The organism is Bacillus pumilus (assembly GCF_009937765.1).
GTDB classification, from domain to species: Bacteria; Bacillota; Bacilli; order Bacillales; family Bacillaceae; genus Bacillus; species Bacillus pumilus_O.
The window spans coordinates 2,129,874-2,146,891 of sequence record NZ_CP047089.1 but is presented as its reverse complement, the minus strand read 5'-3'; the positions used below and the strand labels follow the sequence as shown (position 1 = coordinate 2,146,891).

11 protein-coding genes are annotated in these 17,018 nt (G+C 41.1%); 2 read left to right on the top strand and 9 right to left on the bottom strand.

Going from position 1 to position 17,018, the window contains the following annotated elements:
- The 4 genes from GPS65_RS10495 to addB are packed head-to-tail and all read right to left on the bottom strand — an operon-like array spanning position 1 to position 11,786.
- Entirely contained in the window at positions 1-3,396 is a 3,396-nt protein-coding gene (locus GPS65_RS10495; protein WP_144481828.1) for an AAA family ATPase, read from the bottom strand.
- Entirely contained in the window at positions 3,393-4,568 is a 1,176-nt protein-coding gene (sbcD, locus tag GPS65_RS10490) for an exonuclease subunit SbcD (RefSeq protein ID WP_012009496.1), read from the bottom strand. Before sbcD ends, GPS65_RS10495 begins: the two co-directional genes overlap by 4 nt.
- 26 nt (positions 4,569-4,594) lie before the next feature.
- Positions 4,595-8,299, bottom strand: a complete 3,705-nt coding sequence (gene addA, locus GPS65_RS10485; protein ID WP_012009495.1) for a helicase-exonuclease AddAB subunit AddA — start codon at positions 8,297-8,299, stop codon at positions 4,595-4,597.
- The gene (gene addB, locus GPS65_RS10480; RefSeq protein ID WP_119124659.1) at positions 8,277-11,786 is read right to left on the bottom strand and encodes a helicase-exonuclease AddAB subunit AddB; all 3,510 of its coding nucleotides are present in this window, start codon (positions 11,784-11,786) and stop codon (positions 8,277-8,279) included. Before addB ends, addA begins: the two co-directional genes overlap by 23 nt.
- A 164-nt stretch (positions 11,787-11,950) precedes the next feature.
- Here addB and GPS65_RS10475 point away from each other — a divergent pair, with 164 nt between their 5' ends.
- Entirely contained in the window at positions 11,951-12,397 is a 447-nt protein-coding gene (locus tag GPS65_RS10475; protein WP_041815371.1) for a ferritin-like domain-containing protein, read from the top strand.
- A gap of 196 nt (positions 12,398-12,593) precedes the next feature.
- On the opposite strand, the gene GPS65_RS10470 is transcribed toward GPS65_RS10475, so the two are convergent.
- Genes GPS65_RS10470 through GPS65_RS10460 form a run of 3 tightly spaced genes read right to left on the bottom strand, consistent with a single transcriptional unit; the run spans position 12,594 to position 14,316 of the window.
- A complete protein-coding gene (locus tag GPS65_RS10470; protein WP_025093362.1) occupies positions 12,594-13,004 on the bottom strand; it encodes a DoxX family protein in 411 nt (136 codons plus the stop codon).
- 57 nt (positions 13,005-13,061) lie between these two features.
- Entirely contained in the window at positions 13,062-13,901 is an 840-nt protein-coding gene (locus GPS65_RS10465; RefSeq protein WP_012009493.1) for a M56 family metallopeptidase, read from the bottom strand.
- Positions 13,894-14,316, bottom strand: a complete 423-nt coding sequence (locus GPS65_RS10460) for a BlaI/MecI/CopY family transcriptional regulator (RefSeq protein ID WP_041815366.1) — start codon at positions 14,314-14,316, stop codon at positions 13,894-13,896. The genes GPS65_RS10465 and GPS65_RS10460 overlap by 8 nt, the downstream gene beginning before the upstream one ends.
- Before the next feature lie 266 nt (positions 14,317-14,582).
- On the opposite strand from GPS65_RS10460, the gene GPS65_RS10455 reads away from it, so the two are divergent.
- Positions 14,583-15,728 (top strand): AbrB family transcriptional regulator, encoded by a 1,146-nt coding sequence (locus tag GPS65_RS10455; RefSeq protein WP_012009492.1) that lies wholly within the window; start codon positions 14,583-14,585, stop codon positions 15,726-15,728.
- 35 nt (positions 15,729-15,763) lie between these two features.
- On the opposite strand, the gene lepB is transcribed toward GPS65_RS10455, so the two are convergent.
- Together lepB and GPS65_RS10445 are read right to left on the bottom strand one after the other, a co-directional pair.
- Entirely contained in the window at positions 15,764-16,276 is a 513-nt protein-coding gene (gene lepB / locus GPS65_RS10450) for a signal peptidase I (protein WP_041815362.1), read from the bottom strand.
- Complete coding sequence (locus GPS65_RS10445; protein ID WP_012009491.1) at positions 16,276-16,893, bottom strand: TVP38/TMEM64 family protein; 618 nt, start codon at positions 16,891-16,893, stop codon at positions 16,276-16,278. Before GPS65_RS10445 ends, lepB begins: the two co-directional genes overlap by 1 nt.
- Between the last annotated feature and the right edge of the window lie 125 nt (positions 16,894-17,018).

Below are 17,018 nucleotides of genomic sequence, written 5' to 3'. Positions count from 1 at the left end.
TTACATTAATTCCATTGAGACCGTTGTCCCTTTCCCGCTTGGATCTGCTGGATGGACAATCAGTTTCTTCGGTAGTCTCATTTTCAATTCTTCCACGTGGCTGATAACACCAACTGCTAAATTGTGAGACTGAAGCTTCTCTAATGCAGTAATGACCGTATCAAGCAAGTCTTGATCGAGCGTACCAAATCCTTCATCAAGGAAAAAGAATTGCAACGGGAATTCACCTCTCAGCTGAATTTGTGCAGAAAGAGCAAGAGCAAGAGCAAGCGATGTCAAGAAGGTTTCCCCACCGGACAAGCTGGACACAGGACGCCTAACACCACCATTTGCATCATCACGCATCACGAAGCCGCCTTCTGAGTCGACCTCAATTGCATATCTTTGTCTCGTCAACATACTTAAGCGGGCGGATGCATCACGACTGACACTTTCCAGCTGTTCTTCTGCTAAAAATTCAACAAACGTATTTCCTTTAAAAACAGTTTGCAGTTTATCAAGGCGATCAATTTCTTGCTGCAATGCTTCCAATCGTTCGTGAATACTTGCAAAGCGCTGATGATTCTCTTCTATCACACGCAGGTGTTCATGTGCCGACCCATTCATTGCTGTCGCTTCTTCCAATGCTTTTTCAGCTGCATCTTTTCTGTGCTGAATATCTGTCCACTGGTTTTCATCCAGTGACTCTTCTTTCAGTAATTCAGAAATTCGCTTTAAGTTTGCGGCACATTCCTTTCTTTTATCCTCAAATTCCTCAATTTCCTGTTTAACTGATTGACGTTCTACCTGTTCCATTGAAACAGACTCAATGTCCTGCGGTATATGAAAAGGAGAGGATTCTGCTTCTTTTTCCCATGATGTTTCTGCTTCTTGTTTTCTCCTGTTCGCCTCTTGAAGCTGACGCTCACTGCTTGAAAAATGGCTTTGCGCCTCACTAAACAACTGCTGCGCGTGCTGCAATTGCTTGTACGATTGTTGCTCTTTTTCATTAAGAAGAGAAAGGGTGTGTTCAACCTCAATAAGTTCATCAGAAATAGAGGCAGCTTTTAATGGATATCGGCCTAAATCTGTTTCATATTGTTGGATAAGCTGCTGCTGACTTTCTAGCTGATGCGCTAGTTTATCAAGTTCTTTCTCGACATTGTATATCGCTGTCTGCAGCTGCTCTTTTGCTAGCTGTTTTTCTTCCAAAAATGAAATGCTTTTCTCAATACGTTCTTTATAGCCTTCCGCTTGTTGGTCCTTTTCATCGATTTGCTTTTGCATGTCTTGTACTTGATTCAATGTAAGGTGCGGGAAGGTCTGTTCAAATTGAGTCGTTTGCTCTGATAGCTCAGCATGAAGCTCTTTGATCAGCACCTCTAATTCTTTGATACGCTGCTGTTCAAAAGTCATTTGCTCTTTGATCTTGCTCATCTCTGTTGCTTGATTATGCGTTTCATCCATTAAACGAGCCCGTTTCTGTTCAACCTCTTGAATATCTTGCTTTACGCCTTTCCATTCTTGCATCAACCCCTGCAAAGAGTGCGAATTTTGTACCGTTTCTACTGCTGCAGCGACTTCCGCTTCAGGGGCTTTTTGAGATAAGAAAGAAAATTGTTTCACTAATTGATTGGCATGCGTTTCGAGGAGCTGCTTTGCGGCATATATACCTCTTCCATACGCCTCTGCCTGCTTCAGCTCTTGGTCCATCCGTTGAATGATTTCATCGACTTGTGCCACGGTTTCGTCATGGTTATTGGATTCCAAAGCCTTTGGATCGTGATGAATCGACCCACAAACAGGACATGGCTCACCATCTACTAGCTCTGCCGCTAATTCTTTTCTTAATTCTGCCGCCCTTACCGCATCACGCTGTTTTAATTTTTCAAGTTTCTGATGTTGTACTTTTTGATTCCATTCTGTTAGAGCTCGTTCGAGTTCACATACATAAAAATAGAGGTGTTCAATTGCTTGAAACGACTGGTCTATTTTTTCATGATGGTCGTTTTGCTGCTTTTGAAGCTTTTCATATGCTTCTGAAGTCTGTAAGGCTCGCTTGTTCAGCTCGTCCAGCTTTTGCTTTTCCTTTTGAACGCTGAGGTTTATTCTTTCCACATTTTCACTTAAACGTAAAGCATCCTGTACACTTTTGCGTTCTTTCACTGAAACTTGTAACTGCTCCAGCTCATGATTCAGTTGTGTTTGTTTCGTTAGTGCACGCTCTAATAGAGATTGGAGATTCTCTGCTTCTTCCTTCTTTTGGAGGAGCTGCTGCGCTTTTTCATTTTTTTGGCGCTCTATGCCCGTCTTTTCATGAAGAGCTGCCTCTTTTTTACGTTCAATTTCTTTTAGCTGAATCAGCTGTTCTTTCTTTTTGAGAAGGTCTGGCTCTGTCTCTATTTTCTTTTGCCGGGCTTGCTCATACTCCCGCGCCATTTGATCATAGATCGTTCGTTGATGCAGCAGCTGCTTTTCTGCTTCCTGTTTCTCTTGCGATGCTTGTGAAAGCTGTTTTTCAGCTTTTGTCAATGCATCCGCATAGGGCTTTAGCGTCTCTGCCTGCTCTGCGATATGGAGCTTCTTCTTTTTCTCTTCTATTGAAGGTGCCAGTAAATTCAGCTTGTTTTGTTCAGTCTCGTAAGCTTCTTGTTCCTTTTGATACTGCCAGATCGCTTGCGCCTTTGTAAAAGCAGTGAACGCTTCGTCCCGCGCTTGTTTTTTCTCATGAAAAATGGCCTTGGCCTGCTCAGCTGCTTCCTTTGCTTTCGCCAGCGCCTCTGGACCAGCTTCTCCTAGACCATTCAGTTCAGCCAGCAGTTCATTTTTTTGCCCATAATGTTTTTGAGCCTTTGCACGCAAACGCTTGACGAGTTGATCCCCATACTTTTCCAAATTGAACAAACGCTGAAGCATTTGACGTCTGTCTGCCCCTTTTAAGGAGAGAAATTCTGCAAACTTCCCTTGTGGTAAAACAACCGCACGGGTAAAATCATCAATGGTTAATCCGAGTAGTTCTTCTACTTTACGATTCACCTCACTCGCTTTATCTGCGAGAACTGTCTGCGTATCACCGATTTCAATTAGGCGGCATAAAGTCGTTCTGACTTTCATTTCATCCGCTCGTTTGAAAGCACGTTCGACTTTATAAGAAATGTGGTGTTCCTTTTGCAAAGCAAATGTAAAGGAAACCGACAGCTTTTCTTCCGCTTGGTTCAAAATACCATGTGTATTATTTAACGCACGCTCCACTTTTCCATAGAGTGCTAGGGTCATGGCGTCTAAAATGGACGACTTTCCACTTCCAGTCGGTCCAAATATGCCAAACACACCCGCATCACATAAAGAGCTAAAGTCGATTGTTTGTTCTTCTCTGAAGCTATGAAGTCCTTTAATGGTCAGCGTAATCGGCTTCAAGTCGCTTCCTCCTCTTGCATATCATTGGCTAGCTCTAAAAACAGTTTGACTGTTTTTTCATCAGGCAAACCGCCACCTGTCTGGCGCTCATAAAACTTCACGAACCTCTCTTCGATCGAGAGTTTTTCCACTTGCTTTTGCTCTTCTATTTGCTGTAGTTCTTTGAATTTTGGACGAATATGAACAAACCCACTATGCTGCTTTCGGAGCTGATGGATTTCTTCAATAGAGAGCTGATCTGTTAAATGAATCTCTAGATCAATCCATGCCTGAAGATCCCGTTTTTCATCCAACCACTCGTACACTTGACTCAGTCCCTCAGTCGCCTTCCATTTCATAAGTGGCTTTCCGCTCGATAAAAACACTTCTTTCCAGCTTGCTTTTTCATTCGGTTTTGCCTCTACAATTGTGACTGATTTGGCATAGCCTGATTCAGAAAAGCTATAAGCAAGTGGTGATCCAGAATAACGAGCAATCGTTTTGGCACGTTTGATCGTTTGCGGCCTGTGCAAATGACCAAGTGCAACATAGCAAGCGGATTCTGGCAGACTTTCAGCCGCAACGGTATATGCGCCGCCTACTTCAATCGGTCTTTCTGAATCTGTTTGACTTCCTCCAGCCACATAAATGTGGCTTGTTGCGATATTCACCGTATCCGGTTGAAATTGAGTACTTAAATGTTGAAACGCTTGTTGAATCTTTAAATTGTAATGATCACGAAGCAATTTCTCTTCAAATGTTTCAGCCAGTACCTCATTCAGCCTCGCCTCAGACGGATAAGCGAGTGCCGCAATGGATAAACGTTCATCCGCAGAAGGAACATCGACTCGAATGATGTCATTAGTCGGATATCCAATTAAATGAATCCCTTGATCATTTGTTAAAGGCGATGCAGCTGATAAGCGATCCGGATTATCGTGGTTTCCTGAAATGACTACTACCTGTCGTTTTCCTTTATCAGATAAGGCAGATAGGCTTTCATAAAAAAGCTGCTCTGCTCTAGCAGGCGGATTCACTGTATCAAAGGCATCACCAGCCATCACAATGACATCAATGTGCTCGTCTTTCACGATTTGATACAGTTCATCTAAAAACTGTGCTTGCTCATCAAGCCGGCTTCGGCCTTCAAGGGTTTTCCCTAAATGCCAATCCGCTGTATGCAGAATCCTCATGTGATTCACCTCTCATTCCGATACATTTATAAAGATATCTCTACATTTCCATCGAAGAAATAAAGAATTTTCTCCTCTAATGTTCTGTTTGTCAAACGCTCTACCGCTTTTGCATATAACGCGATTTGGGTTTCATAACGCTTTTTCAAGATTGGTACAGCAGCGTCAATTCCACCTGTATATCTGCCTTGAACTCTATCAGTTTTATAATCTAGTAAATATAGCTTTCCATCTGTTTCAAATAAACAGTCAATCATTCCTTGAATTAGAACAGGCTCTCCCTCAGTATCAATATGACTGTATACCTCCTTAACAGGTAACACCATACTAAATGACACCTCTCGTTTCACCCAGTCCGCTTTTAGCAGTTTTTGACCAATTGAAGTAGAGAAGAAAGCAGCGATTCCCTCTTGATTAATTGACTGAACCTGCTCATCTGTTAGCAGGTCTCGCTGTTGTAAAGAATCGAGCAAGTGTCCTATACGTGACTCATCATAGGGCTCCTCAGAAGGAAGCGGGATATGCTGCATCACTGTATGCATGGCGGTGCCTTGTTCTGCGGCAGTGAGTGTTTTTTTCTTCATGAAAGCCGGCCGGTCATACAACGTTGCACGAGCTTTTCGAATAGAAGAAGGAACACTGTACTCATCCTGTATTTCTTTCATTCTTTTTATCTCGGAAACAGACTGCTTTGTGCCGACTTGTGAGGCCGCTAGATACGGATATTTCCACGAGAGCCTCTCTGCCACCTTCTCATCAGCATCGCCATATCCTTCAACAGGTAGACCATCCATCAATGCTTGTACAATCTCGTCTTGCTCTTTCTTTTCAAGTGACATATCTTCCTTTAAAAGATCAGAAGCTTGCGTAAATGAGATAGTGAATGTAGACGGATGCGAAAGAACAACATCCCCTGTTTCTTCTAAAACAGATGACATCGCTTGATGACGGATGAGGGCAGGTCCAATGAAATCTAAGTATGTTTTCGATTGATACCGTTCAAAATCTGGGAGCAGCCACTCTTCTCCGGTTGCGGCATTTTGCCATTTGCTTAATGCTTTCACCTGATTTTTGACAGAGCCGACGAGAAATAATTTTTCTTTAGCCCTTGTGAGCGCCACATAAAGCACTCTAAGCTCTTCAGATAACAACTCTTTTCTCATCTTTTTTTTCATCGCCACAAGTGGTAAAGTCGCATAACTAATTCTCAGCTCAGGATGGATATACTTGCTTCCAAAGCCTAGTTCTTTATCAAGTAAATAAGACTGGTTTAAGTCCATCATATTAAAGTTTCTGCCAAGTCCTACGGTAAAGACGACTGGGAATTCTAATCCTTTACTACTATGAATCGTCATCATGCGCACAACGTCCTCTGTTTCACTGAACGTTTTTGCCGCACCAAGATCGTCCCCACGCTCCTGCATTCTTTCAATAAAACGAAGGAATCGGAATAGCCCTCTAAAGGCAGCTTTTTCGTACTGCTTGGCCCGGTCATAAAGGGCACGAAGATTCGCTTGCCGCTGCTTACCTCCAGGCATTCCGCCAACATAATCAAGATACTGTGTATCGCGGTAGACTTCCCAAATTAATTCTGCCACCGAATGATTGATGGAGAAATCACGCCATTTGCGCAGTAATTGGAAAAATCGCTCTAGCTTTTTGCATGTAGGATGATCAGAATGAGTCACACTCATAAAGGCCTTTACAGCATCATAATACGTGCCTTTTTTATCACTCGTCCGAATCAGTGCCAACTCATTTTCATCTAAATGAACAAGAGGTGATCTTAAAACAGCAGCAAGCGGGATATCCTGATATGGATTATCGATCACTTTTAACAAAGAAAGGATGACAGACACCTCTGTTGCTTCAAAATAACCAGAGGAAAGATTCGCATATACGGGGATTCCCTGCTTCTTTAATTCCTCCATCATTTGCGGAGCCCACGGCATAGACCGAAGTAAAATGACAATGTCTCGATACTGCAAGTTCCGGGTCATTTGCTGCTTTGCATCGTACACTTGAAATGGCTGCTCAACTAATTCTTTTATTTTTTTAGCAATGATTCTCGCTTCAAATTGGACGGTCTCGAGCTCTTCTCGCTCTTCGCCCGTTTCTGCTTCCTGCTGATCTAAGTGGACAAGAAGCATTTCTGTCGTTGTATCTTTGCTTTCTGGATAACTCGCTCCAAGCTTTAATTCAGCTTGTTCATCATATTCAATTTCTCCAACTGTTTCCCCCATCAGCTGCTTGAACAAAAAGTTCGTACTATCTAAAACATCTGAACGGCTGCGGAAGTTTTTATTTAAATCGATTCTCTTTCCTGTTTCTTTGCCGTCTGGTTGAAAGTGTTTATATTTGTTTAAAAAGAGCATGGGCTCAGCCAGTCTAAAACGATAAATAGACTGCTTGACATCACCAACCATAAACAGATTACCCTCTGAAGAATGTTCTCCTTTAGATACAAGTTTTAAAATTGTTTCTTGTACAAGGTTTGTATCCTGGTATTCATCAACGAGCACTTCTTCAAACTGCTGTTGATAGTACTTAGCAGCTTCTGTTTCGATCAAATGTCCTTCTGCATCCTGCTCCGCTAAAATGCGTAAGCAATAGTGCTCTAAATCGGAAAAATCGACAATAGACTTTTCCTGCTTCGCTCTTTCGAAGCGCTCACCAAATTGGATCACTAGCTCTACAAGTGTCTCGACAATCGGCTTCATTTCAGCTAAGCTTTTTAAATGCTGGGCAGGACTGCGCATGAAGTACTCATCTTTTAGTTTTTCTAATTGTTTTTTTGCTTGATTACGTGCATCAGTAGCTTTCTCTAATAAAACAGGGTCATATTCGTCCCCTTTGCACGTTTTAAGCCTTTTAAAATTGACGTTCGGTAAAAGCTCATATAGTTTCTCAAAATCATCTTGATGACGGATTAATTCATTGACTTGCTCTAAATCATCTATAAAATTCTCTGCTCTCGGTGCTGGACCGCCGGGCTCTTTTGATAGCGAAAGAGCTCGTTCAAGCAGCTCCTGGCAGCTCCGGAGAACGAGCGAAAGATCTTCTTTGATATAGGGATAAAACGGTAATTCTTCTACTTTTGTTTGAGCATCTACATCATATAGTGAAAGGAATGCCCGCATCCATTGCTCCGGAGAAGGATGAGATCTTGAAAAATCATAGATTCTCTTCACGAGCCATTGCAAATCTAAGTCATGACGGTCAGACGTGTAACGATCAACCAATTCAAAGAATGATGGCTTCCCAGCCTTATATTCATCCTCAAACAGTTCGTCTAACACTTCATCTCCTAATAGTTCTCCTTCTGTTTGATCAGCCAAACGGAAGCCTGGATCAAGATCAATTTCATAGTAAAAGGTCCGTAAAACCTGTAAGCAAAAGGAGTGCAAGGTTGAAATATTGGCTCGATTCATGAGGGACAGCTGCCTTCTCATATGAAGAGACCCAGGATTTTTGGCTAATTCTTTTTCAAGTGCTTCTGTGATCCGATGCTTCATCTCTGCTGCAGATGCATTTGTGAAAGTCACAACGAGCAGACGATCGACATCAACTGGATGTTCAGGCCGGGTCATCTTTCGAATCAGGCGTTCAACCAAAACAGCTGTTTTACCTGAACCTGCCGCCGCCGCAACTAAGATATCTTGTCCTTCTGAAACGATGGCTTCCCACTGGTCATCCGTCCACGTACTGTTATTCGGTTTTGGTATTTGCATACTGATCCCCTTCTTTTTTGATCCGTTCTATCACAACATCATCCTTTTCAGAGGTGAGCACCCTAAAATCATTATCTTCTATTGATTCATCGAATTGGCAAATAGACTTGAATGAACAAAAGCGGCAAGGTGTTTGGTCCTTTAATTTATATGGATTAATTGCGACCTCTCCATTTGTAATTCTTTCGCCTGCTTCTTCAAATGTGCGCCGAACGTGTTGTGTGAGTATATGGAAATGATCTTCACTTAAAACCGCCGAATCAGAACGGAAAGACCCATCCTTTTTCAAGCCGGCTTGAATGACTTGTGATCTACCTGACTCAAGCGTTTGATCCATTAGCTTGACTGCTTCCACATCTTCAAGTAATAAGCCCTTCATTTTAAATTTCTTGAATATTTCCTGCTCAATTTCATCCTCTGCAAGTGGAATCGGGGCTTGAATGAGCGGGTCATGAATATGGAAATATAAAATGCCAGCAGGCGTTGCTTCTATGCCTAGCCACTCCTTCGAATACGTAATGGTGAGGTCTAAGTATGTGAGCATTTGCAAGGCAAGACCATAGTATACTTCTGCTAGGTCAAGACCTTTCTCACTGGATTTGTAATCGACGATTCTTAAAAACAGCCCTTTTGAACCTTCTGCTTTATCTACCCTGTCAATTCTTCCGACTAGCTCCATCGTGCAGCCATTCTTTAATTGAAAAGTAAACGGCGGCAAAGGTCCTTGGCCTCCAAAACCTAACTCAAGCCCTACTGGAGAAAATCCACTCACTTTGGCATGTTCACTTAATATAGAAGAGACTCGAATTAAGATTTTCTGAAGCTTTTCTTTAATATAAGCATGCCGATTAGAGCTTAATAGAATTTCCTTTTGAAGACGCGGCGCAAGCTGTTCGATTGCATGTCTTGAATAGGTGACACAATCTTCCTTCGTTAAGTTTTTCCAATCCTTTTTTTGTTCAACTAGCGTATCTGAAATATGCTTCAAAGCTGAGTGAAACAACTGGCCGATATCAGGTGCTTCCAATTTGTAAAATTGCCGATCCTTTAGTTTTAAACCGTGGGAAGCAAAGTGAGAAAATGCACACGCATTGAACTTCTCCATTCTTGAAACACTGCCCTGAATATGATCACCGTAAAGCTCTTTTGTGACATTAGGCTTTAATGGCTTTGCTCGATTTGTAAAGAACAAACTTGACATGATATTTTTTGATACATCCCGATTAGGAGATGTCATTAAGTAGTTATAGACACTCCACCATACACCGCTAATGGGATATTGATTGAGCCATTGCTGGAGCTGTGAGATGGTATAAGACAACGAAACATGCTCATTCGCTACAAATTTTAATTGCTCATCGTCTTCCAGCAGTTCTGGATCTAACACATAAAGAGCCTGCTGATGATTTGGCATAAGCTCTTGGCAATACTTGATAAGTGGCGAAGGCAATAGAGAACGTCCTTCTGCATCAGAAGCCGCATAGGATAGATATAAATGATGGGATGGACTTGATAACGCTTGGTAAATTAAAAATTGTTCATCTAGCAGCCGTTCCTTTCCTGTCTCTGCCAGCTCTGCTCCTGCTCGCTTTAACCATTCTCGGTCATCTTCAGACAATACACTCTCATCAGAGGGACGCGCGGGAATAACGCCATCATTTACACCAATGATAAACATACACTTCACTTGATACATTCTGGATAAATCCATACTTCCGATAAATACTTGGTCGAGTGATGGCGGAATTAAAGCGAATTTTAGAGAAGCTAACCCTGTATCTATCATCTGTTGAAATAAAGGAAATGAGAGCTCTTCGTCACCTAGCATGTCAACAAATTCATCCATTAATTGAATGACCGCATCCCATACTTGCCCGTGCTGCATTGCTTCAGCTAATCGACCTGCTTCTTCAGCTTCTAGCCTCGCTTTTTCAAGCTTATCTGGTACTTGTATCTCTTCTAAAAAGACATAGACAGCCTCTACCATATCTCTTACCTTTTGCGCATTTTTGAGCCTTTTCTGCAACTGGTAAAGCGGAGGCGTGATCCATTCTTTGACGTCATTCAGCATTTGTTCCATTTCAATTTCTTGATCCGTTTGTCTGAAATCCTCATCTAATGATTGGAAGCGCCTGTAATGAAACCGGGAACCGTTTGTCCAGCGCTCTCCTTTTACACCGTAAGCAATACAATAGTTTTCGAGCTGATCCGCCTGCTCTCGTGCTTTGTTCTTAGTGATTTCAAGCGGAAATAAGAACTCTGTTTTTACGCAGCGAAATACCGCTTCATACCGCCAATTTCCTTTTATGACATCCAAGCTCGAACGAATCAATTCGATGAGCGGATGATACTGCATCGATTCATTTCCATCAATAAAAAATGGAATATCGTAATCTCGAAAAACCTCTTTTAACGTATCTTTATAGTCGTCTACATGCCGCGCTACAACCGAGATATCTCGCAGTCTAAGTCCTTTTTCTCTCACTAAATCAAGGATGTCTCTCGCTACTCCTTCAATTTCAGCTCGTTTACTTGCACTTTTAGACACTGTGAGATGAGGGGTATTTTCCTGGTATGGTTGTACTGGCCGCTGCTCATATTGGTGTTCTAAATAAGCAAGATCTGGTGTATAAAGGTGCCGATGATTTCTTTCAAAAATGGTTTCAGAAATGTCAGCTCCGCACTCTTTAGCAAGCTGATAGAGTTGGAAATACGTTTTACCTGTCATACGAAATAAATCAAGTTCATTTGGCTGCCTATCATGATAAGATTGATCTACTGTAAAAGCCGCAGTTACTTTTGCTGCATGCAGCAAGAGCTGTTCGATGACAAGAAGCTGCTGCGGTGTAAATTGATAAAAACCATCGATATAAATATGTGCTCCTTTTATTTCTTCTGCTGAAGGAATTTGCTGGGCAAGTAGATTCAAATAGTCTTCTGAGTGCACATATTCATCTTGTAAATGCTCCTCCATCTGCTGATAAAGAACATGGAGGTCATGCAATTTTTCGGCTGCCCGTCTTTCTTCTGTATACTCTGAAAGCATGCTCTCCACTGAAATTTTCTCAATTTCCTCAGGCAGCATACAGTATCTTTTGAATTCAGCCATCGTTTTTTCGATTTGCTCTACAAACCCCGGCTTATCACTCGCTTTTTTGAATACTTTAAACTTGTCTTTCTGCTCTTCAATCACTTTTCTTAAAAGCATTTGAATTCCTGTGCTTGTCACAAATTGCCGGTTCGCTCCACCAGTCTGCTGTAAAATAGACCAAGCAAGTCGAGTGAAACTAAATACTTTAGCTCTGATCATTCCACCAGCTTCAGACGTTTTCGCAAGCTCATATTCCATTAAAAATGTCATTTGATCCGGGACTAAAAAAATGATTGGCGGACCCAACGGATCAAGCCGAAGCTGTTCTTTGATTTCCTCTAAGATTGCAGTCGTTTTTCCACTCCCCGATCTGCCTGCTAAAAACTGAATCTCCACGTTCCACAACACCTTTCTTATGTACTCATATTCTAGCGAAAATAAAGGGAAATAGCTATTTTCCTATCACGTTCCTATTCTCCTTTCTAAAAAAGACATAGGCACCTTTCCTCACTCTTTTCATATCATAAACCATCATGAACTAAAAGGAGGCTGGCAATATCATGTATTATGGTTACTATGACTACTCGCCTTATGACATACGGCAAAATACAAGGATCATTTCAGATCTTGAGAAAGCGATCAATGGTGAGTATTCTGCGATTCAATGCTACGAAAAACTTGCCCAAAAGGCAAAAAATCCTGAAGCAAAGAAGATCATTCAAGAAATACGCCAGGATGAAGTCAGACACTATCAACTATTTTCAAAGCTATATTATTCTTTAACAGGTAAAAACCACAAACCAAGCGTAACAGAACCTTGTCCAGACCAATTTAGAGAAGGGCTTCTTTTCGCATTTAAAGATGAACAAAAAACGGTCGATTTTTACTTAACGGTATCAGATTATGTCCGGGATCAAGGAACAAAAGAGCTGATGAAACGTATTGCTCAAGATGAACAGCAGCATGCTGTATGGTTTTTATATCTTTTAACGCACCATGTGTCTTAGATAGTCCTATTTTAATAGGAGATCGTATGTTCCGTCAAAAAATGAAATCGTCTTTTTGTTCATTCAATCTATAAAATAAAGGACTATTTTCAGCAAACCTCTCACCTCTTTCCCTTTTTCAAACGCGAAAACGACAATTTGATAAATAAAAAAACTCCTCTGCCACAAATAGCAGAAGGAGTTTTTTCATGATCGTTTAATGAAATTTTGCTTCATTGCTTTGCTGCTGATGTTTCAGCATCCCATCAATGGACAGCATCTTACTGCCGCTAAGTGTTAAATAAAGCGCCATGACGAGCAGCGATAGTTCAAATTCATAACCGCCAACAAATCCTTTAGAAAAACCAACCGTAATAATCGCCACAGCCATAATTGGTACAAATAATGCTGCGAAAATACGTGTTCCTAGACCTAAAATCAAGGCGATACCACCGACCAGTTCAATCGTCTTCACAATATAGGCCATAAATTCCGGTATACCGATTTGTCCAAAGAATGCCGCTGTTCCTCCCAGACCTCCTTGATATGCCTGAAGTCCGTGTAGAAAGAAGATAATACCTAAAATAACACGTACGAAAAGTGTTCCTATTTCTTGATTCGTTTTCATATAGTGATTTCCTCCTGTTTTTACACTACATAATGTAATGTTAATAAGTAAAAAAAATTAGTAATTTAGGTTAAGCATAATCATTAAGGCCACCATGAGAATGGTTGATGTGACAATGGGAATGATGGGTACATTGAAAGGAATATTGTATGTTGGGTTTAAGATCTTCTGTATTCTTAAATTCAATGCCCGATCCCCAAAGGACACCGCAAACTTTGTTTGTTTTTGAAACTGGGTTCTCTTTTTAATCAGCTTCAAAAGGGCCTGCCCTACTCCAAGCTCAGTGCCTGTCTGCTGAATGGCATAGTCATCTGCAATCACTTCACGAAAAACAGAGTAGCTTTGTCTCATATGCTTTAACACTGGAATGTACCAAATGACTTTTGTAAGCATTGAAAACATGAAAGCCTTTAAAGGATCATAGCTGTATTTGTGATGCAATTCGTGATGAACAACAGCATCAATCTCTTCTTCATCCAGCATGTCCATGAGAGCTGTTGATAAATAAACCTTTGGGTGAAGCATCCCCATTGCAAAAGCAAGTGGTTCAAGGCAATGAAACACAATGATATCATTTTGATATGTCTCTGACAGAGATTCGGTTGACGGCTGATCGACTGCCAACATCAAATGCCGTTTGAATTGAATATACTTTCTAATTTGCTTTGCCATATAGAAAATCGCAAAACCCAATGTGTAAAGGACCAAGGCATCCAAAAAGTATTTTAAAGGAGTGAATCCATAGAATTCGAGCACAGACTGGCATACATGGATCAGGTTATATGCTTGATTCCAGCCAAAAAAGCTTGAAAGCACGTAATACCCCATCTGATAAAAAATGGCTAAACCAATCAATATACCGCCTGAAAACAGCATACTCGACTTCATTTTATTCATTTTGCTGCTCCTCTTTTTTAGATGCTAGCCGTGCTTCTAGCACTTTGAGTAATTCAGGATCAGCACTTTCAATCGCATCCACCATATGGTTCACTGCCAGTGGACCGAAATCGTCCATCAGTCCTTGTGTAATCCATTTTGTTTGCTCATTGAGAAATTCTTCTTTTGTTAAAACAGGATTATAAATAGATGAGCGCCCTTTTATTTTTTTCTCCACAATTCCTTTTTCGGTTAAGCGGTTCAGCACAGTCATGACCGTGTTGAAATTAATCGGCTTTTCATCTGACAGCTTTTGCTGCACCTCTTTAATCGGCATATCCTCACCTTCATAAAGGATCTCCATAATTCTTCCCTCTAAAGGACCAAAAAAACGATTCAATCCCTTTTCATTATATTTAAAAGAAGGAATTTTCATGTTATCACCTCACACTAAGCATTGTAGTGTAATTGAAAATGATAGTCAACTGATAACAAAAATAGGGGAAAATCGTTGTATATTGATTTTGTTTTTGGTAAAAATGGTATCTTTCTTTATAAAAATGTACCAATCATTTAGTGATAAGATAATCTTATGAAAATGGTGAAAAAATTCGTATTTTATTTATAGAGACTTTTGTATTATAGTGAAGTTAACAACATTTCACTTACTGAACAAACATATAGGAAGAAGGTTTACATGTGATGAAACAAGGAAACAGCCTTCGAACCGATCTCATTCTCATTGCGATAAGCGGTTTAGGTGGATTTCTTTTGTCTTTAACAGGTATGTCTATTGGCTGGATGGTAGGTACATTAATGACAGCAGCTTTTATTGCGATGCGCCGCCCCACCCTGTTTCAGCGTAAAGGAACCAGCACCTTACGTATTCACAGCAGATGGCTGCTCCTTGGGCAATTCATTCTCGGAATCGAACTCGGACAGAAAATGAATATGAAGGTCCTTCACATCTTCGCTGAAAATTGGCTCCCTGTGAGTTTCATGCTCGTCTTTTCTATTCTACTGGCGATGCTCTCAGGCTTTGTCTTATGGAAGCTGAGCAAAACAGATATGCTGACAAGCTTTGTCGGAACTGCCCCCGGCGGTTTATCCGCTATGCCGGGGATTGCCCAAGAGGTGGGAGCCAATACAGCTGTTGTGAGTCTCGTGCAAACGATACGTGTATTAATGGTTGTACTCACTATCCCATTTACAGTGTTTTATTTAAATACAAAAAACCAAGCAGATGCGGCTGTCGTTACACAAGGGAGCGCTTTTTCTTCGGGCGTTTTCACCCTTTCAAACATCTCTTGGACCGCTGCGCTTATTTTAGGTGCCTGGCTTATGTCACGCCTAGCAGTTCGTCTTCATTTCCCTGCTCCTTGGCTGATTGGCAGCATGCTAGGCGTCGCAGCTCTTCAAGTTAGTGCGGGGGCACTCATGGGTTATGATTTGATTCCTTATTGGCCAGCACAAGCGAACATTGCGTCTCAAGTATTTCTAGGTGCAACCATCGGTTCAAAAATGAATAAAGAGATGTTTGTCGGACTAAAAAACACTCTCATTGTGGCTGTCGTCAGTTCAGCTGGGCTAATTGCTGCCACTGTCCTCAGCTCAATTGCGATTGCTGAGATCACTGGTATTTCTGTCATTACAGCCATCCTTGCTTTTTCGCCTGGCGGTATTGCAGAGATGGCAACAACAGCGGTCACACTGCACGAGGATTCTACCTTTGTTGTAGCTGTACAAGTCGTCAGAATTATTCTCGTCATTGCCATGCTGCCACCGTTTTTCCGGTTCTTACATCATGTATGGGCAAAAAGGCATCCTGATTATAAAGCCGCAAAATAAAAAAGAGACGCTTTGCATGGGCAGAGCGCCTTTTTTTATTCGCTGGTATTTCTTTTGACACCGACAACTTGATCCTTTGAGATGGTGCCAAAATGCCGGCTGTCGAAACTATGTATTCGGTTATCTCCGACCACAAAGTAATGATTGTTTTTGATTTTATCGTCTCCTGTGATGGCTTTCAGCTGAAAATCCCCTGTTAGGACGTTCCCCATTTTATGTTGTTTCTGCTCTTTTAAATAAGGTTCTTTCTTTTTTTCACCATCGACAAATAACTGATCATCTTCATACTTGATCGTTTCTCCTGGGAGTCCAATGACCCGCTTGATCAAGATTTGATTTTTAGGTCCGTGAAATAACACATAATCAAACCGGCTAATTTTCGTGAGTTTTGGCGAGAACTTATTGATTAATAATTCTGTCCCATCTGTAAAAGTTGGGTCCATACTGACCCCTTCTACTTTGTACGTGACAAACATGAAATTCTTTACTTGGAACAATAAGACGATGCCTGTAATAATCATCAACCATAGCAATGGCTTCTTTTTCATTAAGAGCCTCCTTTGTCCTCACGTTTACTCATTCGAATGTTTAACCTATTTTCTACTCTCTTTCCAACATACCATAATATCGCAATAACTAGAACCGCAAAAACACTTCTTAACGGATTCTTAACTAAAGCAGAAAGATCATAACCAATAAAACTAATGATAAAGAGCATGACACACTTACCAGATAAAGTAGCTAATGAGAATTGCCAAAAGCTAATTCTTGATAAACCTGCTACAACATTGACGGCAGCAGAGGGTGTGAAAGGAAAGCAAAGTAAAATAAATAATGGACCGAATCCCCGTTTCTCCACCCAAAGCATCAATTTTTTTATAGAAGGATGCCTGCTGATAAAGTTGAGCATTCTCATCTGTCCAAATTTTCTGATCAGTAAAAAGACAAGAATAGACCCTGCACTTGCGCCAATCCAGGTCAATAAAAAGCCTTCCCAAAGGCCGAATGCATTTGCATTCGCTACAGCAAACGCAACAAGTGGTAAAAACGGAAGAAATGCTTCTATTAAAGGGAGCAATATGGCCACAATCGGTCCAAAGGCCTTGTAGCTCTCAAAAAATGATGTGATATTTTCATGAGTAAATAGGGAAAGAAATGATGTCAACTTGTTTGACTCCTTCAACATTTGTCTACTTTTCATTTTACATGGAAAACATAAAAATATACAAATGAATCCCCCCCCCTTGAGATTATTAGATCCATTCGATATAATAGATAAGAACGTGTGTT

What these genes read in the sequence shown, in the direction of transcription:
- GPS65_RS10475 (WP_041815371.1), top strand. Translation starts at nt 11,951, where the DNA reads ATGTATTATGGTTACTATGACTACTCGCCTTATGACATACGGCAAAAT.
- GPS65_RS10465 (WP_012009493.1), bottom strand. Translation starts at nt 13,901, where the DNA reads ATGAATAAAATGAAGTCGAGTATGCTGTTTTCAGGCGGTATATTGATT.
- GPS65_RS10470 (WP_025093362.1), bottom strand. Translation starts at nt 13,004, where the DNA reads ATGAAAACGAATCAAGAAATAGGAACACTTTTCGTACGTGTTATTTTA.
- addA (WP_012009495.1), bottom strand. Translation starts at nt 8,299, where the DNA reads ATGCAAATACCAAAACCGAATAACAGTACGTGGACGGATGACCAGTGG.
- sbcD (WP_012009496.1), bottom strand. Translation starts at nt 4,568, where the DNA reads ATGAGGATTCTGCATACAGCGGATTGGCATTTAGGGAAAACCCTTGAA.
- GPS65_RS10455 (WP_012009492.1), top strand. Translation starts at nt 14,583, where the DNA reads ATGAAACAAGGAAACAGCCTTCGAACCGATCTCATTCTCATTGCGATA.
- GPS65_RS10460 (WP_041815366.1), bottom strand. Translation starts at nt 14,316, where the DNA reads ATGAAAATTCCTTCTTTTAAATATAATGAAAAGGGATTGAATCGTTTT.
- lepB (WP_041815362.1), bottom strand. Translation starts at nt 16,276, where the DNA reads ATGAAAAAGAAGCCATTGCTATGGTTGATGATTATTACAGGCATCGTC.